We start from the raw sequence: 22,975 nt of genomic DNA on the forward strand, positions 1-22,975 counted from the left end.
ACCCTTTTGCTTCTCATTCGTCTTCATCCGATCGCTCCAGCGTGAGCGTCATTCCTATGAATAAACCAAAGGACAAGTACCAGGCTCCTTCACTCGTCAAGACGTCCAGGTTCCAGTTCCCCATCCGAAAAAAAAATCCTGCAATCATGAGCATGACCAAACCAAATAATAATCCGCTCCACCAAACACGCTGCTTGCTGAAAAACATGGAGAAGATAAATGTCGCCACGAGAACTTCTACAAAAAGGATGGCTGCCCCCAAGCCAATACCTGCCATCGAATTCTCGTCTACCCCTGCGAGCGGACGGGCATAAGCACCCAAACCATATGGGGTCAAATTTAAAAAGTGGGCGACCAAGCGAACGATCCCCCAAATGACCGTTCCCCAAAAAGCGAGCTCAAGCACTTTCGACATTGCCATCTTTGTGCCGGTTCTCTGCCCACCTTGTTCAGCCTTATAGTCTCGTTGTCTACCTCTTGTATTGGTTACTTCCACGTACATCACCTCCACCCTAGTATGTGCTCCCAGCTTGTTTTTCACTAATTGTTGACTTTTCTAACCAGAACGTGAACTGCTTGTAGCCTCAATGTCTTATTTCCGTTAATATAGGAGGTAAGGAAGGTGATTCAAGTTGGCAGAGCAAAAGGTACCCAGCTACGGTGGTCAGGCCGTGATCGAAGGTGTCATGTTCGGCGGCAAAACAATGACCGTTACAGCTGTTCGCAAAAAAAATCAAGACATTGAGTATTTTGAAGCCCCCCGTACGGAATATAAATGGATTACTCCCTTAAAAAAAATTCCGTTTTTGCGCGGGCTGGTCGGATTAATCGAGGCTAGTGCGAACGGGGCCAAACATCTCAACTTCGCCTCCGAACGCTACAATACTGAATCAGGTGAAGAAGCATCAGAAGGCCCGTCCAAACTTACGATGATACTTGGTGTCGCAGTAGTCGGGGTCCTTTCGTTCTTGTTTGGCAAATTTGTATTTACCCTCGTTCCTGTCTTCCTCGCTGATTTTCTATTGGGGAAATGGGTACCAGATGGTGTCCCACAAACACTTGCAGAGGGTGGCTTCAAAATTTTACTGCTTCTCGGCTATATCACTGCCATTGCCAAAGCCCCGATCATCAAAAGGCTGTTCCAATACCATGGAGCTGAGCACAAAGTGATTAACGCCTTCGAGTCCGGGGTAGAATTAACAGTAGCGAATGTGCAAAAATTTTCCACCCTGCATTACCGTTGCGGCAGTAGTTTTCTCATTTTCACGGTGTTCGTCGGTGTCGTGATTTACTCACTGTTCAGTTATGACTCCCTGACGGAACGTGTCGTACAACGCATTGTTCTCTTGCCACTGGTGATTGGTGTTTCTTATGAGGTTCTACAGTGGACAAACAAGCTTCGTGAAACCCCTGTCCTCCGTTTTCTTGGCTACCCGGGACTGTGGCTCCAAAAGATCACAACAAGAGAGCCTGATGATAGCCAAGTGGAAGTAGCGATTGCTTCCTTCCAAAAAATGCGAGAGCTTGATCAGAAGCATGCGCAAGAGAGAATGGCTACGACCGGATAACGTGAGGCACTTTTAATCTCATAGAGGTGAAGCCCTATGTTACGCCGCATTCCACCAGTGATTCTGATTGTGTTATTGCTAGCAATCTATGGATTTTTGACGAAACTCATTGCTGATCCCATTAACACCTTTATTATTTTGGGATTGTGTGTCGTACTTTTTTTGGTGGTTCGGAATTATTTGCAAAGCGGCTCCTTCTTTTCAAGAGCCTCTGAGCAGCGAAAACCAAAACAAACGAAAGCCAAGGCCAGTCCCAAGACTCCAATCATTCGACAAGCCTTTAAAAAGCAATCCACTACGTCACCTAGAAAAGATCACCCTTTCCGCGTGATCGATGGTAACAAAGGAAAATCCAAAGAAAAGCAAAACGATCGGAAATCACAAGATCACATTTCTCATTAAGGATGCGAAACAAAGAAACAGGTTGCCTATGATGACAGGCTGCCTGTTTTTTTATTTGTACGGATATGGTGGTGTCCTGGCCTTGCTCACACCGGTATTTTCGGAGAAGTATTGCGAAACACTTTGACATATTCATCGAAATCCCATTGGTCCAAAAATAAATGCGCGGCCGCTTCCCCCGAAGCAAACAGCTGCTGCCGCATTTCCAAGGTTAACTGGAATTGAGTAGTGCGAACCCCCAGTGTATTGATAAAGACGGTCCGAACAGCTTTCGCTTTTTCTACGTAAAGGCGGTCATGCGCATCGAGTATCGTGGAAAGAAGTCCACGTGTAAACGAAAACAGTCCTTTAATCCGGTCCTCCCCTCTTTTTGCCTGGTCATCCTGAAGTCGAAAGCCAATCGTCGGCCACCGTGGGGTTCCTTCTACATCAAAAAGCCAAACAGGATAATTGCTGAGAAGTGCCCCATCTACGATGTAATGGGTTTCACCCGGTTTTTTTAACTGGGCGGGCTGGAAGAAAAAAGGGATGGAAGATGACATGCGAACAGCACGAGCAATCGGAAAATCCTCTGCCGACAATTCGTAGCGTATTAAATCATCTGGCAAGACGAGCATTTTTCCCAGACTGATATCCGAGGCAACGATTCGCAATTTTCCAATCGGCAGGTCGCCAAAGGTTCGTATCCCTTTTCTGCGCAGTAAATCTTCAACGAACAATTCAAGACGATCCGCCCGATAAACCCCTTCACGAACAATTAGCTCGTAAATCGGACCAATAACCGGTAGACGCCCCATCCCACTTCGCTGGAGAAAGTAGAAATAATCCAGCTCCTCGTAGATCGATTTTAGCTCTTGACTGGTGTATCCGGCACTTAACAAAGCGGCCACGATGGACCCGGCAGAAGTCCCAGCCAGCTTTTCCCACGTGTATCCATGCTCCTCCATAACCTGCAAGGCTCCGATAAAAGCAATCCCCTTCACTCCGCCACCTTCAAAGACTGCGTCTGCTTTCATGCCAGCCTCCTTCAAAAACCTTTCTAGATGCCTGCTAAGCGTGAGCAACGCGAATGAACGAATAAAATCCCCTCGTTACAAATATAGGACGATGGCTTATCCCTTACGACAGCGAAAAGCGCAAGCCTGGACGGCTTGCGCTCTAGTTCATACATACATACATTTATTCTTCTTTTTGCTCATCTTCCTGGCGAATGCGTTGAAGCTCTTCCATCCGTGTAGGATCTGCCTGAAAGTATTGGACCAAATATTCGAGGCAAGTGATGGACTCCCAGCTAAGATGGTGTTCAATCCCCTCAACGTCCTTGTACACATGCTCCTCTGCAACACCAATGATTCGCATAAAATCTTCAAGGAGGCTGTGGCGGTCAACTAATCTTTTGCCGATCTTTTTCCCTTTTGGAGTCAGAACCAGCCCACGATATTTTTCATAGACGAGATACTTGTCCTTGTCCAGCTTTTGTACCATCTTCGTAACCGAAGAGGGATGTACTTCCAACGCTTCAGCAATATCGGAGACACGAGCATAGCCCTTTTCTTCAATTAAGCTGTAAATGCGTTCCAAATAGTCTTCCATACTCGGCGTCGGCATGTGAACCCCTCATTTCCAAACCGTATATTTCTGACGTCCAAAAAAGGCACGTAGAAATATAATACCGTGTATTGAGAAGCATTTGCAAGATAAACCTGCCTAATTTAGCTGTTTTTCACGATTCAGGTTCATCATTTGGACAAATTGAACCAATTGCTTGCCCAATGCTTCCATACGTGCCTGTAATCGCTCATCCTTTAGCTTGCCCTCCGGTGTAAAGGCATTGTATGCGCTTGGAACACTTGGGCTGGAAGGAAGTGGCCATGCATGCAAGCTGCGCATGATTAATTGCAGGGTATTTACCGTATTCGTCGCACCCATGCTCCCCCCAGCTGTACCAATCAGGGCAACCTGCTTATCCCGAAGATGACGTCCTTCCAGAAAATCCAGTGCGTTTTTCAATGCCCCTGTGATGGTTCCATGGTACTCTGGCGAACCAATAACGAGTCCGTCCGCTTCTGAAATGGCTTTTGTAAAGGCATGTACGGACTCTGGATAGGTGGAAGCATCTTCTCTATCATCATAAATAGGCAGATTCCAGTCAGCCAGGTGAATCATTTCAACTGTCGCTCCCGCTTCCTTTGCTGCCGCAAGTACAATTTGTACTGCCTGTTTCGTCGTCGAATTTGCATTCATGCTCCCTGCAATTCCTACGATTTTCATTTCGATCACCCCATACGATAAAATCAATGCTGCTATTCTCATCATAACCAATTTAAGTTAATTAGTAAATTAAAATGTTTGTTTTCTATCTCCTGTTCTGAACAAGCCCTCCTCGCACATACACTTGTACCAAGTTGGATAGAAGGATGATGCCTATGGACAAAGCCGTATGGCAGATCGCCATTGTTTTTGCGGGATCTGCACTTGGAGGAACCTATTTAGGCGGTTATGAATGGCTACGCTTTTTCACATATTTTGGCTCGTGGGGGACTTTAGGTATTGTTTTGGTCAGCCTCGGGATGGGCTGGTTCGGCTATTCTTTACTCACGCTCTGCCACCGTATTGGAGCCCGCTCCGTACACGATCTTTATTTGTACCTATTCGGGGAAGCTCTCGCGTCCAGCTTATCGGTTGTGACTCATTTTTTACTCATCGCCTATTTCGGCGTCATGATCAGCCAACTGGCAAGTAACCTGATCGCAGACTTGTCTCCTTTATGGTTCATCCTCTTTGCGATTACGATCTCCATCGTCTTCATTATGCGCGGCTGGAAATGGATCGTATCGGGTTTGGCGCTCTCTTTGGCCATTGGTTTTTTATTTTTTGGTCTTATTTTTATCGAACAGTTTCACGTGCCTATTCCCAGTCTGGGCTATCAAATGAATTTGAATTGGCTCGTTCATTCCCTTTTTTATTTCGGTCTGCACACACTGCTCTGTGTGGTCGTCACCATCCCTCTGGCAGCTCGGGCCGACGGTGAGCAAACGATACTGATGGGCGTTGGGATAAGCACTGGTTTCTTCTTCTTGATCACACTTTTAGGGCAGGCGATTCTTTTAGCTTACTGGCATGACATTCACGCAGCAGCATTGCCTACCAAGCAAATCCTTCTGCAACTCATTCCGATGGGAGATTGGCTGCTTGCCTTGCTCTCTCTCATCCACGGAGGGCTGATGATTGCGATTCTGTGCTTTGCTCTTGCTACCCCTGTGGCACAGCGCCATGATTTACAGCTCGCACCACTTATCATGGTTATCTTGGCTACGCTCTTATTCGTTGCCTTGATCCCACTCGCAATACCATGGAGTATTTCTGCCATCGCAAGTGCTGTTACTTACTGTGGCTTGCTCGTCTTGGGCAGATACATTTGGAAAAAACAGAACTGATTTATGTATAGCGTGAGATTGGCAACAGGACGCTTACTGTCGTTCCCTGTTGCCTTTGACTTTCAATATGAATACTCCCTCCATGATCCTCAAGAATCCGCGAGCTGATCATGAGTCCCAAGCCCGTACCATTTTCCTTGGTCGTATAAAATGGCTCGCCAACACGTGGAATGTGCGCGGATTCAATACCACAGCCCGTATCCCGTATCCGAACACTCACTTCTGATTCGGAATCCTGTGCCACCTGTACATAAATTTCTCCACCCTCTGGCATGGCTTCAATTGCATTTTTGCAAATATTCAGGAACACCTGCTTCAACTGATTCTCTTCACAGGAAATGAGCGGCAGCTGCGAGTGGATCGAGGTATGGATTTGGATGTTATTTAAATTGGCTTGGCTATCCAAAAAGGAAAGCACGTCTTCTACGATTTTGGCAAGATCCTTCTGCTGGAACTTTACTCCCTGCGGCTTGGCCAAAACCAGCAATTCACTCACAATGAAATTAATACGATCCAGCTCACTAAGCATGATCTCGCAATACCGTTTTTGATTGTCATCCAAGGATGATTGCAGCAGTTGAACAAATCCGCGGAGTGACGTCAATGGATTCCGTATCTCATGGGCAATTCCAGCCGCCAGCTGTCCAAGCGCTGACAGCTTGTCCGATTGTCTCAGCAATTCCTTTGCCAGCATCAGCTCTGTGACATCCCGCGACAAAATCATGATGCTTTCCACTTTTCCGTCATGATCACGAATCGGTTTATAACGGGATTCTACGTGAATCCAGCGTCCCTCGCGATGGAGCATGCGATACGTTGTGGTTGTTACCGATTCTTTTGTCCAGCTGTTGAGATAAACCTTCTGGACTCGTTCCAAATCTTCAGGATGAAGCAGCTTTGACCTTTCCTCCATCTGCATGATCTCATCTGCCGTATAGCCCAGCAGCATAGCTAGTGAGGCCGATATGTATTTGGGTGTTCCGTTTGGTCCATAGACGAAGACCATATCCGTCATATTTTCTGTAATCAAGCGAAAATTCGCATGTGCTTCATCGATATTGTGTTCTACCGGCTGCTTCTCAACACTTCGCAATCTCCAGACCATACCGATCACGTTTTTTTCTTCGTTCAAAAGCGGTGTCAGATCAAACATCTCACCAGGTTCACTCGGAAATGAGCGACTGATCAGTTTTTCATTCTCACAACCTACCAGCTTGCTAAAGGACTGATTCATGCGAACGAGATTGCCTTCTATGTCCATGATGGCAACCGGATCTGGCAGCTGTTGTAAAAATGCGTCCATTATTTCACTGCTTTTCAGTTGGTTATTTGCAGACTGTTCTGTTTTTTTCTCCTCTAGCGCAAGTAGCTTCCTTCTCTGAAAATTGGTCAACAACCGTTTGATCAAAAAAACGACAAAAAACGTAAAAAGCAATTGGCTGAAAATGAAATAATGCAGCTCTGCCCGGGCTGGAGACAACGCTAACATAATGGTTTGGATCGGTATCCACCCAACCAGAATAAGAAGGACAGAATCAAATGAATCCGAGCATACTTGTTTCATCACAACCTCCACTGCTTCAATGATGTCATTGCAATAACTAGGTGCTGGGATGACTTGATAAATTGGTTGACATTGGATGGGAGTGAGACATGGCAGCAAGTGGTAAAATGAATTAATCGAATAAAATTTTTAAGATTCTTAAAAATTATACGCTTTTTATCGAAATGTGACTATTCCTTGTCATTCGACATATTGTGACATATCCGTCACACAAAAAACGCCCCTCGCTTGGGACGTTTTTCTACCCACTAGATTTCTTCTTCCTCAACCGCTCTTTGAACTGTATAACGCTCTTTCACGATCGGGTAAGCAGAAGTGCTCGAATCTGTAATCTGTGTCACAGCAACAAACATCATTTGTGCAGTCTTTGTTAATTGCTCCAGGCTGATTTTCTCCGCAGTGTCATCAGGATTGTTGCGTAAATGGTTCACGGGTGGACGCGTTATGATTGCAGATGGGATATCTTCCTGTGCCAAAACCCGATCCTCTCGAAATCCACTCACCTGATCCTCTACGGCTGTAGAAAAGCGTGCTCCGGCTTTCTCCGCCAATTGGACAGGTAGATTTTTTGTTCGCTGAACGGTCGTAACCAGCAATTCTTTGGCATCCTGGCTTCCCACACCGTCCAAGCTATACGCAGCGATGATTTTCTCCTTTTCTTCCTTGGTCAAAGTGCTCACATAGGCACGCGGCCCCTTTTCCCCTGCTGATACAGCTCCAAAGCTTACAAAGCGGATCTCTGTATCAATAGGGCGCTCTGCCAACGTACGAGCGAGCTCTAGCATCACAGCCAATCCGGCAGCACCGTAATTGGCCCCTGGTGACGAAGGGGTGGAGTCATGATGGGCTGTTACCATGACAATTTGTCCAGTTCCCCCCCCGGCAGGTTTGCGAGTAGCGACGAAGTTCGAGGATGTTTCTTTGCTAGAGTAGCTCCCCTCCACCTTTACAGTGGCCTTCACCTGTTGGTTTGCTTGTAGCTTCTTCTGCAAGAGCAGTCCTTGCTCCTTGGATAAAGCAATGACCGGCACTGACATGTCGAGAGGTTCAACCAGTGTGCCCTTCCATTCACTTTCCCGGTCGTTCCAAATGATAACAGCTACAGCACCTGCGGCGGCAGCCTGCCTAACCTTTTCAGCAAACGTAATGGAGCCTCTTTTGACAAAAGCAATGTTCCCTCGCGCTTTTCCGTTTTCAAAATCAGTAGCTGTCCCCTGTCCACTGTCTACGATGGGGGCATTCGCTACTCCGTTTGATCCAAACGCTAGGCCAGACGGATTCCAGCTTTGGGTGGAACCTTCTACTTGAAAAGAGAGGGTGGATGGCTTGCGATAGGTGTAGTAGTAAAAGGGCTGCAAGGACGTTTGATATCCATAGGAGCGTAGCGTTTCCAGGGCGTAGGCACCTGCTGCAAACTCCGTTTCCGTAGCGGGCGGTCGGGGCAACCGGGCGAGATGATCCATATGTCGAGATAAATTGTCTTCATCTATCCATTCTGGGAGAGCTTTCGCACTTACTGCAGAGGTGAACGGTACTGGCAGCAGCGTCATTCCCCAGGCAAGCAGTGCACTTATGGCAAAGTATCGGACGGATCGCATAGCATTCTCCCTTCCCCTTTGGTCTTTGTGTATTTATTATGGGCTGTTTTCTCAGACACCGTCTAGTCAGAATAGTTAGTCAAATACTTTCATCCAACGTCACTGGACGACAGCTTTTGTTTCTCTTCTGCCCAAATCTTTCCATACCCCTATGCTAGACGATGGAATGCGTCGATTTGTCGATTCATCCCCCCTTTTTCCTCCCCCATACGAAATGTTTATGGAAGGGTGTCCCAACACGCAAAATTATTGATAACCAATTTGCTATTTTCAAATTGACCCTCCAATACCGATTTGCTAAGGTTGATTCATAAAACCGCTATGTAGAAAAACTTGGTTGATCAGCAAATACAGGGGCTTTGTTTTTCTCACACTTTCATTCTTTATAGCGTTAGCGGGAATAAGTCTTTCGAAAGTAGAACAAGCGATATGCGCTGAAGGAGGATTCACCATGCTGTATGTAGATGGCAATTGGGTGGAAGAAGGTCAGTTAGCAGTGCACCCTGAAGACCGTGGCTACAACTTCGGGGACGGTATTTACGAGGTTGTCCGCATTTACAAGGGAAAAATGTATCAATGGGAGGGACATCTCACACGCTTGTACAGAAGCGCTCGGGAAATCATGCTGGATTTGCCTTGGCGCCCGGAAGAGCTCAGTGAGATTGCATTGCAGCTCATCGAAAAGAACAATCTGACAGATCAGGATGACGCCAGCCTTTACTTGCAAATTTCTCGTGGCACAGCCCCTCGGGTTCACGATATTCCAAGCGGCATCAAACCTGTAATTATGGCTTTCGTGCGTAAAAAGGCTCGCCCATTGGAAGATATGAAAAAGGGCTGGTCCGCAATGCTTGTGGATGATATCCGCTGGCAGCGCTGCGACATCAAGACTCTCAATCTCTTAGGTGCTGTAATGGTCAAGCAGTACGCGAAAAACGCTGGTGCACAGGAATCCATCCTGCACCGCAACGGCACAATCACGGAGTGCAGCTCATCCAATTTGTTTGCTGTAAAAAATGGAGCATTGTACACACATCCGGCTGACTACATGGTTTTGCACGGCATTACGCGTCAAAGCGTGATTGACCTAGCGAAAGAAAACGGCATCGCTGTCCATGAGGAAGCATTTGACATCACTTTCCTCAAGCAAGCTGATGAGCTTTTCCTGACGAGTACAACGGCTGAGATCATGTCCTTGATTTCTGTAGATGGTCACCCCATCGGCGATGGTCAAGTCGGTCCGGTCGTGAAAAAGCTTCAGGCATTGTTTGAACAGCATATCAATGAAAGCGTCCTCGTCTGACGTATACAAAAAAGCTCTCAAGGTCATCTCTTATTGACCATTGAGAGCTTTTGTTTTTTTAACTTCGTTCCACTCAGGATTACCGGCGCAGGTTCCATTCGTCTGTCGCGTAGCGAGTATATGCCAGCTCTTCTGCAAGAGCGCGCTCCTCTGCTGTCAGCTCGGAAGGGATTAACTCAACCTCCAGACCAGAGGCAAATCCTCGCCCAAAGGCATCTACCGCTTCCTGCAAGCTGATTGGACGTGAGCTTACCTCGTTAATTGTAACCGCCTTTTGACGGAAGCTATCCATCATCCGCTCTTTGACACGCTCTGACGGGAAGTTTAAGAGTGAAAACAACAAATCTACATCCATGTCCAGCAAAATGGAGCCATGCTGCAGGATTACGCCTTTTTGACGCGTTTGCGCGCTTCCTGCGACCTTTTTCCCTTCAACCACAAGCTCATACCAGGAGGGAGAATCAAAGCATGCGGAGGAGCCTGGAGAATTGTATTTCTCTTTCTCCTCTTCGCTTGCAAGCGAGACCATTTCGGCGTTCAGCCCCAAATTTTGAAATCCATGCAATAGGCCAAGGCTAATGATTTTATAGGCTTCCGTCACACCAGACGGCATCCTTGGATGCTCCTCGGAAACGATGACACTGTACGTCAGCTCCTGATCATGCAGGACTGCTCTCCCACCCGTGGGACGTCGAACAAACCCAAGCCCTCTTTTATGTACTTCTTCCATATTGATTTCCTTTACGGCCTTTTGAAAATAGCCGATCGACAAGGTTGCCGGATCCCATGTATAAAAACGAACGGTAGGTCCTACCTTGCCTTCGCTGTGCAATTGCAAGATCGCTTCGTCTACTGCCATATTCATCGCGGGAGACATCGGCTCCGTCACGATATAGCGCCACTGTTCCATAGTAAGTACCTCCTCTTTGACAACGCATTCATTGTAAGCTGGTCCAGCAAAACTCCGCAAGCTTCTAATGGGCTAAATCAGTGGGCAATCTCCTGCAGAACCGCGATTACATGCCTCAAGGCATCTTGCTCATTTGCTTGTTGCATTCGCGTGGCAATCGCCGTGCAATTCTCCCTCAGGGATGTGATCGCCTGTGTAAAAGCATCGTTTGTTAAATCCTCTTCCTCTAGTACATGACAGAAGCCCTGCTTTTCAAAAGAACGAGCATTCACAATCTGGTCCCCACGACTGGCGGCTTTTGACAACGGGATCAACAGCATCGGTTTTTGCATGGCTAAAAATTCAAAGATCGCATTTGATCCTGCGCGCGATATGACCAAATCCGCCATCGCGATGAGATCAGCCAGCTCATCCTGAACGTATTCGAACTGTCGATACCCAGCCAGCTTACTCTGTTCATCGACTTGCCCTTTTCCGCAAATGTGCACAATTTGATAAGTCTCGAGCAGCTTTGGTAGATTGCTTCGAACGGCTTCATTAATCCGCCGCGCCCCTAAGCTTCCGCCCATGACAAGGAGAACAGGCTTTTTCTTCGTAAAACCACAAAATGTGAAGCCTTGATCCCTGTTTCCTTGCTTGAGGTCTTCGCGTACGACTGCGCCCACATGCACTCCTTTTTCCTCTGGCAAGTGCGCAATGGTCTCAGGAAACGTAACACAAATCTTGCTTGCAAAAGGCGTAGCCAGTCGATTTGCCAGGCCCGGGGTCAAATCCGATTCATGGATAACCACCGGCTGTCGGTTCAGCCATCCGCCCAAAACGACAGGTACGGAGACGAAGCCTCCCTTGGAGAAGATCACCTGCGGCTTCCATTTGCGCAGAAAGCGATACGCCTGCCAAACTCCTTTTGTGACGCGCAAGGGATCGGTGATGTTTTTCCAATCAAAATAGCGACGGAGCTTACCCGAAGAAATCCCGACGTATTGAACACCAGTAAGACCAGATACGAGTTCTCGTTCAATCCCCGTTAGGGAGCCAATGTAAACGACCTCCCAGCCCGCTCGAATAAAATGCGGAATCAAGGCCAGATTGACAGTCACATGCCCTGCCGAGCCCCCGCCCGTAAAGGCAATACGCTTTTTCATACCGATCTTTCTCCCCCATCCGTCATGATGACTATCCTCCAACCATGATAGCATCAACTGGAAAGAAAAGCCGCCCATAACAAACAGGCGGCTTGGCAAAAATGTATTACGCTTGTGGTTGGTAACGCAGGATCGGTTTTCTAGCAGCTGTTGCCTCATCCAAACGTTTTACAACGGTTGTATGCGGGGCTTCCTGTACGATTTCCGGAGTTTCTTCACATTCACGCGCAATTTGCAGCATAACATCGATGAATTCATCCAACGTTTCTTTTGTTTCAGTCTCCGTTGGTTCGATCATCAAGCATTCATCCACAATCAGCGGGAAGTAGATTGTTGGTGGATGGTAGCCAAAGTCAAGCAGGCGCTTCGCGATATCCAATGTACGGACACCCAGTTTCTTTTGGTTAACGCCGGACAGTACGAACTCATGCTTGCACACGCGATCAAATGGCAGGTTGTACGCTGTAGCCAGGCGGCGCATCATGTAGTTTGCACTCAGAACCGCATTTTGGGAAACCTGGAGCAAGCCCTCAGGACCCATCGTGCGGATGTAGCTGTATGCACGAACAAGAATACCAAAGTTTCCGTTATAGCCTTTTACGCGACCAATAGAATCCGGGCGATTGCTATCCCAATGGAAGCTTCCATCTTCTTTCTTCGCTACGATCGGAGCTGGCAGGAATGGCTCCAGCACCTTTTTCACCCCAACCGGACCTGCACCTGGACCGCCACCGCCGTGAGGACCAGTGAACGTTTTGTGCAAGTTGAGATGCACAACGTCAAAGCCCATGTCACCTGGACGGGCAATTCCGAGAATCGCATTCGCATTTGCTCCATCGTAATACAGCAGACCGCCAGCTTCGTGGACGATGCTTGCCATTTCTACGATGTCTTCTTCAAATAGCCCCAGTGTATTCGGGTTTGTCAGCATCAATGCTGCCGTGTCCGAGCCAACTGCATCACGCAGCGCCTGGATATCAACCAAGCCGCGCTCATCCGACGCAATCGTAACAGTGTCCAAGCCTGCAACTGCAGCAGAGGCAGGGTTTGTTCCGTGTGCGGAGTTTGGCACGATTACTTTTGTACGATGACCTTCCCCACGGCTTTCATGGTAGGCACGAATCATCATAAGACCTGTCCATTCACCAGCTGCACCTGCTGCTGGTTGCAAGGTTACGGCGTCCATACCCGTAATTTCTGCCAGCTCTTCTTGCAGGTTATACAACAGCTCCAGTGCTCCTTGAACGGTCTCTTCCGGTTGATACGGATGCGTTTGGGCAAAGCCAGCATAACGAGCGATATCCTCGTTGATTTTTGGATTGTATTTCATCGTGCAAGAACCGAGCGGGTAAAAGCCGTTGTCTACCCCATGGTTACGACGAGACAATTCGGTATAGTGACGAACCAGTTGCAGCTCGGATACCTCTGGCAGCTCAGCTGGCGTTTCACGAATCAAATGCTTTGGCAACAGAGAGGCAACTTCTACCTCTGGTACATCCAGCGCAGGCAAATTGTAGCCCACACGGCCTGGTTTGCTCATTTCAAAGATCAGTGCTTTCTCCTGGTCGTTACGCACGTGTGATCGCCTCCAATTCAGCCGCCAGTGTGTCGATTTCTTCTTTGGTTCTCAGCTCGGTTACCGCGATCAAGGTATGCTGTACCAGCTCTGGATAATCCAGCCCCAGATCGTAGCCACCGATGATGCCTGCAGCCAGCAGCTTTTTGTTAACCTCTGCAACCGGCTTATTCAGCTTCACGATAAATTCATTGAAGAACGGGGAAGCATTCACTACTTCCAACCCTTTCGCTTCCAATGCTTTTTTAGCGTAGTGGGCTTTTTGCAGGTTCATCATTGCCATTTCTTGTACGCCGTTTTTACCGAGTGCTGTCAGAGTGATTGCAGCAGCAAGTGCAAGCAAAGCCTGGTTGGAGCAAATGTTCGAAGTCGCTTTTTCACGACGGATATGCTGTTCACGCGCTTGCAAGGTCAGAACGAAACCGCGCTTGCCGTTCTCATCCTTGGTTTGACCGACGATACGGCCTGGCATTTTGCGCATCAGCTTGGTTGTAGTGGCAAAGTAACCGCAGTGTGGTCCACCAAAGGAAGCAGGAATGCCGAATGGCTGCATGTCTCCGATCACGATGTCCGCTCCAAGCTTGCCTGGTGCTTCCAACACGCCCAGTGATAGTGGATTGGAAGAAGTGATCAGGAGAGCGCCTTTGCCATGGGCAATCGGCTCAATAGCAGCCAGGTCTTCTACGTTTCCGAAGAAGTTCGGATACTGAACAATCACAGCAGCCGTGTTGTCGTCAATGAGTGCTTCCAATGCAACTGGATCAGTCACTCCGTCACTGTTTGTCCCTACTTCGATCAGCTCAACGTTTTGACCGTATGCATAAGTCTTCAATACGCCACGCGCTTCAGGATGCACAGCACGCGATACAATCACGCGTTTTTTGCCAGTATGACCCGCAGCCATCATGGCAGCCTCTGCCAATGAAGTCGCTCCGTCGTACATCGAGGAGTTCGCTACTTCCATACCGGTCAGCTCGCATACCATCGTTTGGAATTCAAAAATCGCTTGTAGCTCACCTTGGCTGATTTCAGGCTGGTACGGTGTGTAAGCAGTAAAGAACTCACCGCGCAAGAGCATATGATTCACTGTACTTGGTGTGTAGTGCTGATACACCCCCGCACCGAGAAAGTTTACATGTGTGCTGAAATTCACGTTTTTGTTCGCCAGTCGTGTGAAGTACTTCACCAGATCTGGCTCAGACAGTGCTTCTGGGATATTAAGATCACCTTTGAAGCGTACTTCCTCAGGGATGTCAGCGAACAGCTCATCTATACTGTTAATTCCAAGCGTTTCCAGCATTTCGCGTTTGTCCTGATCGGTTTGGGGCAGGTAGCGGTATTTCACGAACGTTGTCCTCCTCTAATAGGATGTTTGTTGGTTACAGCTTAGTTTTTCGGACGTTTGTAGAATGGAGCAGCAACAACCTCTGCCTTTAGACGTTTTCCACGGATTTCTACCTCGAGTTGGGTGCCGATAGCCGAATGCTCTGTTTTCACCAGTGCAAGGCCTACGTTCTTTTTCAAGGTTGGCGACTGGGTACCTGTGGTCACCTCGCCGATGAGCTCATCCCCTGCATATACAGGATAGTGCGTGCGTGGAATGCCACGGTCGATCATTTCGATTCCTACCAGCTTGCGAGGCACGCCGTTTTCCTTCTGCGCCTTCAGCGCTTCCTGACCGATGAATGGAACCTCTTTGTCGACCTTAACCGCAAAACCAATGCCCGCTTCGATCGGGGTAATATCCTTGCTCAGCTCTTGACCGTAGAGCGGCAGCTTCGCTTCAAAACGAAGCGTGTCGCGTGCACCAAGTCCGCATGGCAAAAGACCGTCGTTCTGACCGGCAAGAAGCAGGGAATCCCACAGCTTGGCTGCTTGGTCAGCAGCTAAATAAATTTCGAATCCATCCTCACCCGTGTATCCTGTACGCGATACCAGAGCAGGAATGCCATCGATCACGACATTACGTTCGAAACGGAAGAAGCCGATTTGCGTCAAATCCGTCGTTGTTAATTTTTGCAGAATCGATTCAGCCAAAGGGCCTTGAATCGCGATTTGTGCAGTTTGTGGCGAGATATTTTCAATCGTCACACCTGGAATCAGATGCTCCTCTAACCAGGCGTAGTCTTTGTCAATATTTCCGGCATTGATTACGAGCAGGTAATGGTCATCTGCGTATTTGTAAACGAGCAGATCATCAATCGTCCCGCCATCTGGATAGCACAGCACACTGTATTGTGCCTGCCCTACCGCGAGTTTGGACACGTCATTTGTCGTAACGTGCTGGAGGTAAGCGAGCGCACTCTCCCCTTTTACATCCACTTCTCCCATATGGGAAACATCAAACAAGCCTGCTTTTGTCCGAACTGCCTCGTGCTCCTGGCCAATACTTGAGAACTGCACAGGCAATTCCCATCCACCAAAGTCGATTGTCTTGCCGCCGTACTGTGCATAAGAATCGAACAATGGCGTTCGCTTCAGATTGGACATGTGTGGCACCTCCTGATAACCAAACGTAATGGCATTTTTCCCCTGACTCCCGAGAACCTGGCTACGCCATGTCTTTTGACGGAGCCGCGGTTGCATTTGTACCTGACAGGAATACATAAATCCCTATCTGCACAAAAAAAGACAGATTCGGAAAATGGTACACCTAAATAAGGGTGCCCATTTTTCCTCCTCTGTCCTTTGTACCTGAGAGTTACCTTGCGAATCAAGCGAGGCGGGGATCTCCCTCACTTGCAAGTTTCCCCTTTGGTGGCTCCTACCTGAGCTCTCTCCAGAGTTGCGTCCAGTAGAGGTACTTTTGCCTGAGAGATTCACCGTTTCCGGCTTGCTCCTTCGGCGCTGCAATGGTGATCGCAGTCTCTCCCTGCTACTATCATTCGCGGTGGTTAGATGGTCATACATAAGTTATTGATAACTTTTCCATACTAGGAAAGGAACTTTCTCCTTTATCCTACCACGAGACTACGCTGTTGAAAATATACAAATTAACAGTCAGCTTAAGAAATACTTAACAAAATGATATTTCCATCATAAAACGTTAAGTTTTTTCGAGATAGACATGAAAGTTATGGCAGAGCTACGCAAAGGAGTAACCAATATGCCGAATGTTCCAGTTTCATTTGATACAAGTTGGATCGATCCACTCTCGGAGCGCCTGAAGCAGGATGGGCCCTGGGACAAATGGGAGCTATGGAAGCTAGCACTGGAAGCAGAGGAAGCCATGGCTGTTCGTGAGTTTGACCAATTGCAGTGCCTCAAGTACCTGCCTCTCCTCTCCCCCTTTCCTCATCAGCTCCAGACAGCCGAGCGTGTTCTGATGGATATGCGTGGAAGGGCCATTCTTGCTGACGAAGTCGGTTTGGGAAAGACGATTGAAGCGGGACTGATCATGAAAGAATATATGGTTCGAGGTCTGGCAAAAAAAATACTCATTCTCGTCCCGGCGTCCCTCGTCATTCAATGGACGAAAGAGCTGCAACAAAAATTCGGGATTCCTGCTGTCGCCCAGAAAAAAGAATACATGTGGCGTCAGCATGAAGTAGTGGTCGCTTCCATCGATACAGCCAAGCGTGATCCGCATCGCCGGCACGTATTGGACATTGATTACGATATGCTCATCATCGACGAAGCCCACAAGCTTAAAAACAAACGAACCCGCAACTACCAATTCGTAAAAGAAATCCGCAAAAAATATTGTTTGCTGTTAACCGCAACCCCAATCCAAAACGAAATGGATGAGCTATACAATTTGATTAATTTGCTTAAACCGGGCCATCTTGGTCACACTACCTCTTTTTCCTCTAATTATGTGGAAGGCAAGCGGCAGTCGAAAAATAGTGAAAAGCTGCGTGGGGAAATCGAAAAAGTCATGATTCGCAACAAACGCAGCGATGGCGGGATTCAGTTTACGAGTCGTCGCGTGCAGTCCGTCCCGATTGAGCTGTCCAAAGAAGAATTGGCCCTCTATGATGGTGTAACCCGGTTTGTCCGTGAACAGTACCAGTCCGGAATTGGCGGCTTCAATTCACTTGCCCTCATCACCTTGCAGCGTGAGGTCTGCTCCAGCAAGGAAGCTGCGTTCATGACGCTGTACAACATGCACCAGCGTATGGCGGAGGGTTCTCCACTACGCGAGCAAATCCTCAACCTTGTTGAGATGATCAAAAAAATCGATACGCACTCCAAAGCAGCTAAAACGGTCGAGCTGATTCAACAAATGAATGACAAGGTCATCATTTTCACGGAATATCGAGCGACTCAAAATTACTTGCAAAAATACTTGCACGATCATGGCATCACGTCCGTGCCATTTCGCGGCGGTTTCAAGCGCAGCAAAAAGGATTGGATGACAGACCTGTTCCAAAATCGCGCCCAAGTATTGATTGCGACAGAAGCAGGCGGCGAAGGGATCAACCTCCAGTTTTGCAACCAAGTCATCAATTACGATCTCCCGTGGAATCCGATGCGCGTCGAGCAACGGATTGGGCGGGTGCATCGACTGGGACAAAAACGAGATGTGCATATTTACAACATGTCCACTGTCGGCACGATTGAAGAAAACATCCTGAGTCTGCTTTATGAAAAAATTGATTTGTTTGAGATGGTGATTGGCGAGCTCGATGATATTGTGGAGAGATTGAGCCTGAGTCAGTCGCTTGAGGAAAATTTGATTCAAATCATCATGGATTCTCGCTCCAATAAAGAAATGGCCTTGAAATTGGACAATATGGGCCATGCGATACGTGCCGTTCGTCAATCACGGACAGAGGCTCCTCTATCAGAAGCTGCCGATCAGTAAGCGAACGGTACTCGCATCTTAAACTAGAAAAGAGGATAACCCATGCAGCAACAACAAGTCCGTCAATTCATAGAACGCTATCTTGCCAGCTTTTCTGCTCATATTGTCGAAACCCATCCCGATTATCTTACCGTAAAGCTGCCCGTCGAGGTGGATAAGGATATCGGGAATCGCCCGTTTTACTGGAGCTGGGTGGAAAAAATGAATCTCGCGTACCAGCCCCTGGTTGTGACGTTTGCCTTTCATCCCGAACGTATGCCGGATGGTTTACGCGCAGAGCATATGCATCTGGGCGCTTCACGAATGCAGCAAATTTTTGCTTCAACACGTAAGCATGGACAGTTTCTCTGCATGTACGAGCAAAGTCCTCTAGCACTCGGAGCAGGAAGCAAGCGGCGCTCAGCCCCACTCGTACCGTGGCTTGGATTGAATCTCAAGGTATCCTTGCTATGTGATAAGAAGCGAGACATTTTGTTGTACCTGGGGATAAATTTGCACAATCCGCGAATGGTGCACGACTTTACTTCATTTCTGTTTACATTACCCCTCACCCCTGCCATCCCGGATTTCTTCTATACTCTGGATCGGAGAATTACCATCGAACAAGCGCTAGAGATGGTTAAACAGGAAGTCACTAGCGTCCTTGCGCAAGAAGACCAAGAATGGGCAGAAGAAGCACGAGAGAGATTAACAGAGGAGCTGGCTATTGTATCTGCGTACTACGAAGAATTAGCTCGGCGTGAGCCGCCAGCTGAAGAGGAAGCAATGGCAGAAAGCAAGGACGAGGAAGAGACTGCGCCTACGCTCGCGGAGGAGCCAGAGTCGGTCGTAATCGATGCCCCGGCGATCTCTCCTGCGAGTGCTGTTGTCGAACAGCCGCAGACACTTGACGAATATCGCTCTTCTGGAGGACGAATCCTCGACTTTTTACGTGCGAATGGCATTCAAACGACACCTCGTGAAGAAATCAACCAGGCAGAATGGCAAAAAAGCACGCCAGAACAGGAACGGGCGCGTCGAATGGATGAGCTCAAATGGCAGTACGAACCACGCATCGAGGTCCAATTAATTAACGGCGGGTTGTTTTATTTATACTCTGCCCCTGCACCATTTCCAACGACTTCTCTTCCTGGAAAAGCTAATACCCCCGTATCGAGACGAATCCTGTAAAAGAACAACGAGAAATGATCAAATGGAAAAGACAAGTTGCAACAAATCTTTTTAGCATACCTGGTTACAATAGGAATAGGATTACCTTTGTAAAAGGTGGTGCATAATTGTGAGCAAACGATATTTCCCTCTCATCTCTGCTCTGCTTTCCTTGCTGCTGCTTGCCTTCCCTGTCAATGCCAAGGAGGACAACAGCTGGGACAAGCAGTTTCGAGCTCAGATCACGGAATGGAAGGACGCAATCGCGAATCGTGATCCTGGCTTCAAAGAATGGCAGCAATCCGAAATGGATATTCAGACGCTTGGGACTGGTCAGCATCAATGGCTGGTCAGCATCAAAAAATCTGGCAAGCAGGTCGGCTATTTAGTGGTCGGCGAAGATCCAGGTCCAGATCCAAAAAGCAAATTTGTCTTGTTGGAATACGGGCTAGGGGAATACATTTTGTTTGACGACGCGTTTGCGCCAAGGGAAATCGCAGCGGAGCCGGTTTATGACGGTTTCGCTTCCCATTGGCTTCTTACACAAAATCCTGGGCCACACATGGTGAACGCCAAAACCGGCGAGTCTTATCCGACTGCATTTGTCGCAAATGATCCTGTCATGGGCACTCTGCCAGCAGCAGAGCTGGTTCACAGTGGACAGCGTTTGACACAGACACGCATGCTCAAGCAGCAGGCGGCTGACCCTTTTGATCAGATCGGCTGGGTTCATCAATTGCAGACCACCTCTGACATCACGTGGAAGCAGCTTTGGCAGGAGAAAGAAGGCACTTTTGTTACCCTTACCGTCCCTTTGCACCATTCCGAGGTGCTTGCTCCTTTTGTCGTCAGCTCCCTGCATTTATGGGATGATCAAAACGCGTATGTCGGAGTGTGGGATGAAGGGCTGCGCTTTGTTCCCTATTCCTACGCCAAAAAAGTTGGCCAGTTTTATCTAAATCAAACAAGCTCTCCTGCCGAATAACGGTCGGAGAGCTTGTTATTTTGTTGTCTCAACTGTTCAATGATGCTCCGTTGGAGACAGTCTTACGTTTACAGCATGGAAAACCTCGTTTACTGTCATGCCTTCTGCGTTGATCACCGGCGCACTCGTAATCGTTTTGTTTTGATCGCCAAGTACGTTTATATCCTGGCCCGTAATGACAATTGCATCAACCACTTGCTGCCAGTTTCCCAAATCCACAACATCATAACCATTTTCACACAGCATTTTTCGAATCTCGGATAGGGAATGTTCAACCGCTACTCTCGCCATCTGCACCCTCCGTCCACATTCATCGTTGGTTTACTTGCGCCACATTAGACGAATAGACATCGGAATTGCCCCAAACCACCGGGACGACCATGATTCCTTCGGTGTCTTGCGTTGACGACGTTCGTCTTTTGGGGTTTCCATGTACGTGACAAACAATCTGGTCAGGTATTTCAAATACTCCTGAAAAGACATCGTACGTGACCTCCTTCTTGCTCGCGGATTCACGCCGTTTTGCCTGCGGCGGAGCGCTTCACTTCTAGTCTGTCCCGCCACCCCTGTTTTCAACCGTCTGGCTTTTATTTTACGCCAGTGCCACGCTCCCATGGTTCCCATCATTTTTCCGTTGCTATTCTTGTATAAATTTTCACGGTTTTCTCTTCCGGCTCATAGTTCGTTTCAAATCCAAGCGCCTGATCGAAAAAAGACAGTGGGACCATCGTACGCTCTTTAATTTCGAGGAGCGGCTTTCCTAAGTCCAGACGCTTCTCCCCTACCTCAGCCATTTGCTCCCGTTCTTTAATGAATACCTCTCGGCCATTACCTTTTACACGGATCATTTGTTTTTCTTTATCCCAGCTAATGGCAAGTCCCATACGCTCTCCAACTTCACGAAGCGGGATGTAAACGGTATTTTGCGTGACTCTCGCCGGAATGCTTGGATAAAAGCTCATACCGTTAATCACTGTAGTGATGTAGGGTTCAAAATAAACGGGGCTAAAACTTTGCGCATTTGGACTTTTTGTGTTGGTGACAAAATAGTTCGCCTCGCCTTGCAGGGCTTGTCCCAATGCTTGGTCGAGATGCTCCGCCCCAATCACACTGCCATGATAGTTTACTTGTACCCGTTTTAAAAAGCGCTTGTAGCTGTCATCCCCAATTTGACGCCGCAGGTTGTCAAACAAAAGCGCGCCTTTTGAATACCACGTCCAATGGAACTCTTCCTCTGTGGCGAAGGTTTGCAAAGGCTTGTCCAGCTTGCCAGCGGGGTGCTTTTCATGCAAGCGCTGATTGTCCCGCGTATATTCATCCAGCAAGGTTGACGCAGACTGACCGCCATAGCGATTGTTCAAATAATGATAGACACTCAGCTCCACCAATCCTTCATCCAGCCAGCCATGCGATGCTTCCAGCGTAGCCACACTGTTGTACCACCATAAGTGAGCGATCTCGTGTGGCAGCCAGTGATCGACCAAATTCCGCTGATACATGTCGCGCTTGAAAATCGCCAGGTTCGCATACTCCATAGCGTACGTCGTACCTGTACTTGTTTCCGCAATCGACACATGCGGATAAGGCAATGCCCCATACCAGTCCGTGTAGGTAGGGAATACGGATTGTGCGATGGTTTTGATTCGTTCGATATTTCCTTTATCGACAGAGGCAATATCAACCGTGAGATTAGGTGGAAATGTAATGGTTTCAATATGGTACAGCGGACTCCCTACCAATGCAAAATTCAGCAGCTTTTTCGCTTGGTAGTGAACCTCTTGCTTGCTTCCATCCACTTCGCGAGTCTCGCCTCTTCCCCAAGAGCTGATCCACTGATAGCCGCGTGGGGAAACAAAGGACACATCATAATCGGCATAGTGGTAAATGAACGGATCGCCAAAATCAATTCGCTGTGGCGGATCATACCAGCTTCCTTGCTGGTTTTGCGCAGCGAGCATCGGATACCAGGTCGTTAGTGTCCAAATATCATCCTTTACCCCAAACCGCGTACCTCTGCGTGGAACCGGATTTTCAAATTCGATCGTTAGCGCTCCGCGAAGCTCATTCCCAAATGGATTATCCAGCTTGACAACGGATATCTCACGCGAAAATGGCAGTGACTTGTCTTTGTAGCGAATCGATTTGACAGCCATCTTGTTCCATATGTAATCGTAAACATACAACCTGATATCTTTTGTTTTTGGGTTGTCAAATTCTACTGTCATCTTGCCTGAAATTTTGGCTTCGGACGTATGTAGCTCGGCCTGAATTGTATAGCTCGGATGCAAATCCTTTACATAGGATGGCAACGGTGGATCATAGGAAAAGGGGTCTACACCCGTCTGATCGGATACGGCCGTCTTGCTTACCGTAAAAAGCTGTGAAATCGCAGGCCAATAAGCGATAACACCTGCTGAAATAAAAAGAACCAGGATCGTTAGACAAACCAATAAGCTCGTTTTTTGCAATGTTTTCATGACAGCCCCCAAATCGCTCGGCGGCAAGCGTTCTATTTTATATAAGAATTTGTG

At 48.0% G+C, this 22,975-nt stretch carries 21 protein-coding genes and 2 riboswitches; of the genes, 7 read left to right on the top strand and 14 right to left on the bottom strand.

Annotated elements, in window-relative coordinates:
• Nucleotides 1–13 precede the first annotated feature (13 nt).
• Nucleotides 14–502, bottom strand: coding sequence for a YqhR family membrane protein (locus tag ADS79_RS20650; protein WP_049740257.1), 489 nt, complete (start codon nt 500–502; stop codon nt 14–16).
• Between the two features lie 130 nt (nt 503–632).
• Between ADS79_RS20650 and ADS79_RS20655 the strand changes: the two genes are divergently transcribed.
• Nucleotides 633–1,568, top strand: a complete 936-nt coding sequence (locus ADS79_RS20655) for a DUF1385 domain-containing protein (RefSeq protein WP_049740258.1) — start codon at nt 633–635, stop codon at nt 1,566–1,568.
• Nucleotides 1,569–1,604: 36 nt separating this feature from the next.
• A complete protein-coding gene (locus tag ADS79_RS20660) occupies nt 1,605–1,970 on the top strand; it encodes a hypothetical protein (protein WP_049740259.1) in 366 nt (121 codons plus the stop codon).
• Nucleotides 1,971–2,056: 86 nt separating this feature from the next.
• Here the strand turns inward: ADS79_RS20660 and ADS79_RS20665 are convergent, their stop codons facing one another.
• The 3 genes from ADS79_RS20665 to ADS79_RS20675 form a co-directional block, all read right to left on the bottom strand.
• The gene (locus ADS79_RS20665) at nt 2,057–2,986 is read right to left on the bottom strand and encodes a patatin-like phospholipase family protein (protein WP_049740260.1); all 930 of its coding nucleotides are present in this window, start codon (nt 2,984–2,986) and stop codon (nt 2,057–2,059) included.
• A gap of 163 nt (nt 2,987–3,149) precedes the next feature.
• Entirely contained in the window at nt 3,150–3,578 is a 429-nt protein-coding gene (mntR, locus tag ADS79_RS20670; protein ID WP_049740261.1) for a transcriptional regulator MntR, read from the bottom strand.
• A 99-nt stretch (nt 3,579–3,677) separates the two neighbouring features.
• A complete protein-coding gene (locus ADS79_RS20675; RefSeq protein WP_049741086.1) occupies nt 3,678–4,241 on the bottom strand; it encodes an NADPH-dependent FMN reductase in 564 nt (187 codons plus the stop codon).
• A gap of 155 nt (nt 4,242–4,396) precedes the next feature.
• On the opposite strand from ADS79_RS20675, the gene ADS79_RS20680 reads away from it, so the two are divergent.
• The gene (locus ADS79_RS20680) at nt 4,397–5,407 is read left to right on the top strand and encodes a hypothetical protein (protein WP_049740262.1); all 1,011 of its coding nucleotides are present in this window, start codon (nt 4,397–4,399) and stop codon (nt 5,405–5,407) included.
• A gap of 1 nt (nt 5,408) precedes the next feature.
• Here the strand turns inward: ADS79_RS20680 and ADS79_RS20685 are convergent, their stop codons facing one another.
• Nucleotides 5,409–6,971: a PAS domain-containing sensor histidine kinase gene (locus ADS79_RS20685; protein WP_049740263.1), complete on the bottom strand. Its 1,563-nt coding sequence runs from the start codon at nt 6,969–6,971 to the stop codon at nt 5,409–5,411.
• 248 nt (nt 6,972–7,219) lie between these two features.
• Complete coding sequence (locus ADS79_RS20690; protein WP_049740264.1) at nt 7,220–8,569, bottom strand: M28 family peptidase; 1,350 nt, start codon at nt 8,567–8,569, stop codon at nt 7,220–7,222.
• A gap of 451 nt (nt 8,570–9,020) precedes the next feature.
• Here ADS79_RS20690 and dat point away from each other — a divergent pair, with 451 nt between their 5' ends.
• The gene (dat, locus tag ADS79_RS20695) at nt 9,021–9,872 is read left to right on the top strand and encodes a D-amino-acid transaminase (protein WP_049740265.1); all 852 of its coding nucleotides are present in this window, start codon (nt 9,021–9,023) and stop codon (nt 9,870–9,872) included.
• A gap of 79 nt (nt 9,873–9,951) precedes the next feature.
• Here the strand turns inward: dat and ADS79_RS20700 are convergent, their stop codons facing one another.
• The 5 genes from ADS79_RS20700 to gcvT form a co-directional block, all read right to left on the bottom strand.
• The gene (locus ADS79_RS20700) at nt 9,952–10,782 is read right to left on the bottom strand and encodes a lipoate--protein ligase family protein (protein WP_049740266.1); all 831 of its coding nucleotides are present in this window, start codon (nt 10,780–10,782) and stop codon (nt 9,952–9,954) included.
• 77 nt (nt 10,783–10,859) lie between these two features.
• A complete protein-coding gene (locus ADS79_RS20705; RefSeq protein WP_049740267.1) occupies nt 10,860–11,927 on the bottom strand; it encodes an undecaprenyldiphospho-muramoylpentapeptide beta-N-acetylglucosaminyltransferase in 1,068 nt (355 codons plus the stop codon).
• Between the two features lie 106 nt (nt 11,928–12,033).
• A complete protein-coding gene (gcvPB, locus tag ADS79_RS20710) occupies nt 12,034–13,503 on the bottom strand; it encodes an aminomethyl-transferring glycine dehydrogenase subunit GcvPB (protein ID WP_049740268.1) in 1,470 nt (489 codons plus the stop codon).
• A complete protein-coding gene (gene gcvPA, locus ADS79_RS20715; protein WP_049740269.1) occupies nt 13,496–14,848 on the bottom strand; it encodes an aminomethyl-transferring glycine dehydrogenase subunit GcvPA in 1,353 nt (450 codons plus the stop codon). The genes gcvPB and gcvPA overlap by 8 nt, the downstream gene beginning before the upstream one ends.
• 41 nt (nt 14,849–14,889) lie before the next feature.
• A complete protein-coding gene (gcvT, locus tag ADS79_RS20720) occupies nt 14,890–15,993 on the bottom strand; it encodes a glycine cleavage system aminomethyltransferase GcvT (protein WP_049740270.1) in 1,104 nt (367 codons plus the stop codon).
• Between the two features lie 181 nt (nt 15,994–16,174).
• Nucleotides 16,175–16,291, bottom strand: a riboswitch (glycine riboswitch).
• A riboswitch (glycine riboswitch) is annotated at nt 16,292–16,388 on the bottom strand.
• A gap of 221 nt (nt 16,389–16,609) precedes the next feature.
• Here gcvT and ADS79_RS20725 point away from each other — a divergent pair.
• The 3 genes from ADS79_RS20725 (at nt 16,610) to ADS79_RS20735 (ending at nt 20,444) form a co-directional block, all read left to right on the top strand.
• The gene (locus ADS79_RS20725) at nt 16,610–18,310 is read left to right on the top strand and encodes a DEAD/DEAH box helicase (protein ID WP_049740271.1); all 1,701 of its coding nucleotides are present in this window, start codon (nt 16,610–16,612) and stop codon (nt 18,308–18,310) included.
• Between the two features lie 42 nt (nt 18,311–18,352).
• Nucleotides 18,353–19,480 carry a YqhG family protein gene (locus ADS79_RS20730; protein WP_049740272.1) on the top strand — a complete coding sequence of 376 codons (1,128 nt, stop codon included), beginning with the start codon at nt 18,353–18,355 and terminating at the stop codon, nt 19,478–19,480.
• A gap of 109 nt (nt 19,481–19,589) precedes the next feature.
• Nucleotides 19,590–20,444 (top strand): hypothetical protein, encoded by an 855-nt coding sequence (locus tag ADS79_RS20735; protein ID WP_049740273.1) that lies wholly within the window; start codon nt 19,590–19,592, stop codon nt 20,442–20,444.
• A 36-nt stretch (nt 20,445–20,480) separates the two neighbouring features.
• Here the strand turns inward: ADS79_RS20735 and ADS79_RS20740 are convergent, their stop codons facing one another.
• The 3 genes from ADS79_RS20740 to ADS79_RS20745 form a co-directional block, all read right to left on the bottom strand.
• Nucleotides 20,481–20,735, bottom strand: coding sequence for a YkuS family protein (locus ADS79_RS20740; RefSeq protein WP_049740274.1), 255 nt, complete (start codon nt 20,733–20,735; stop codon nt 20,481–20,483).
• 30 nt (nt 20,736–20,765) lie between these two features.
• The gene (locus tag ADS79_RS34550) at nt 20,766–20,927 is read right to left on the bottom strand and encodes a YqzE family protein (RefSeq protein ID WP_084766010.1); all 162 of its coding nucleotides are present in this window, start codon (nt 20,925–20,927) and stop codon (nt 20,766–20,768) included.
• A 140-nt stretch (nt 20,928–21,067) separates the two neighbouring features.
• Nucleotides 21,068–22,921 carry a stalk domain-containing protein gene (locus ADS79_RS20745; protein ID WP_049740275.1) on the bottom strand — a complete coding sequence of 618 codons (1,854 nt, stop codon included), beginning with the start codon at nt 22,919–22,921 and terminating at the stop codon, nt 21,068–21,070.
• Between the last annotated feature and the right edge of the window lie 54 nt (nt 22,922–22,975).

Origin of the sequence: Brevibacillus reuszeri (assembly GCF_001187725.1) — a bacterium.
In the GTDB taxonomy this organism is placed as follows: domain Bacteria; phylum Bacillota; class Bacilli; order Brevibacillales; family Brevibacillaceae; genus Brevibacillus; species Brevibacillus reuszeri.

What these genes read in the sequence shown, in the direction of transcription:
- ADS79_RS20650 (WP_049740257.1), bottom strand. Translation starts at nt 502, where the DNA reads ATGTACGTGGAAGTAACCAATACAAGAGGTAGACAACGAGACTATAAG.
- ADS79_RS20740 (WP_049740274.1), bottom strand. Translation starts at nt 20,735, where the DNA reads ATGGCGAGAGTAGCGGTTGAACATTCCCTATCCGAGATTCGAAAAATG.
- ADS79_RS20685 (WP_049740263.1), bottom strand. Translation starts at nt 6,971, where the DNA reads ATGAAACAAGTATGCTCGGATTCATTTGATTCTGTCCTTCTTATTCTG.
- gcvT (WP_049740270.1), bottom strand. Translation starts at nt 15,993, where the DNA reads ATGTCCAATCTGAAGCGAACGCCATTGTTCGATTCTTATGCACAGTAC.
- ADS79_RS20730 (WP_049740272.1), top strand. Translation starts at nt 18,353, where the DNA reads ATGCAGCAACAACAAGTCCGTCAATTCATAGAACGCTATCTTGCCAGC.
- ADS79_RS20665 (WP_049740260.1), bottom strand. Translation starts at nt 2,986, where the DNA reads ATGAAAGCAGACGCAGTCTTTGAAGGTGGCGGAGTGAAGGGGATTGCT.
- ADS79_RS20660 (WP_049740259.1), top strand. Translation starts at nt 1,605, where the DNA reads ATGTTACGCCGCATTCCACCAGTGATTCTGATTGTGTTATTGCTAGCA.
- dat (WP_049740265.1), top strand. Translation starts at nt 9,021, where the DNA reads ATGCTGTATGTAGATGGCAATTGGGTGGAAGAAGGTCAGTTAGCAGTG.
- ADS79_RS20680 (WP_049740262.1), top strand. Translation starts at nt 4,397, where the DNA reads ATGGACAAAGCCGTATGGCAGATCGCCATTGTTTTTGCGGGATCTGCA.
- ADS79_RS20675 (WP_049741086.1), bottom strand. Translation starts at nt 4,241, where the DNA reads ATGAAAATCGTAGGAATTGCAGGGAGCATGAATGCAAATTCGACGACG.
- mntR (WP_049740261.1), bottom strand. Translation starts at nt 3,578, where the DNA reads ATGCCGACGCCGAGTATGGAAGACTATTTGGAACGCATTTACAGCTTA.
- ADS79_RS20725 (WP_049740271.1), top strand. Translation starts at nt 16,610, where the DNA reads ATGCCGAATGTTCCAGTTTCATTTGATACAAGTTGGATCGATCCACTC.
- ADS79_RS34550 (WP_084766010.1), bottom strand. Translation starts at nt 20,927, where the DNA reads ATGTCTTTTCAGGAGTATTTGAAATACCTGACCAGATTGTTTGTCACG.
- ADS79_RS20690 (WP_049740264.1), bottom strand. Translation starts at nt 8,569, where the DNA reads ATGCGATCCGTCCGATACTTTGCCATAAGTGCACTGCTTGCCTGGGGA.
- ADS79_RS20705 (WP_049740267.1), bottom strand. Translation starts at nt 11,927, where the DNA reads ATGAAAAAGCGTATTGCCTTTACGGGCGGGGGCTCGGCAGGGCATGTG.
- ADS79_RS20745 (WP_049740275.1), bottom strand. Translation starts at nt 22,921, where the DNA reads ATGAAAACATTGCAAAAAACGAGCTTATTGGTTTGTCTAACGATCCTG.
- ADS79_RS20700 (WP_049740266.1), bottom strand. Translation starts at nt 10,782, where the DNA reads ATGGAACAGTGGCGCTATATCGTGACGGAGCCGATGTCTCCCGCGATG.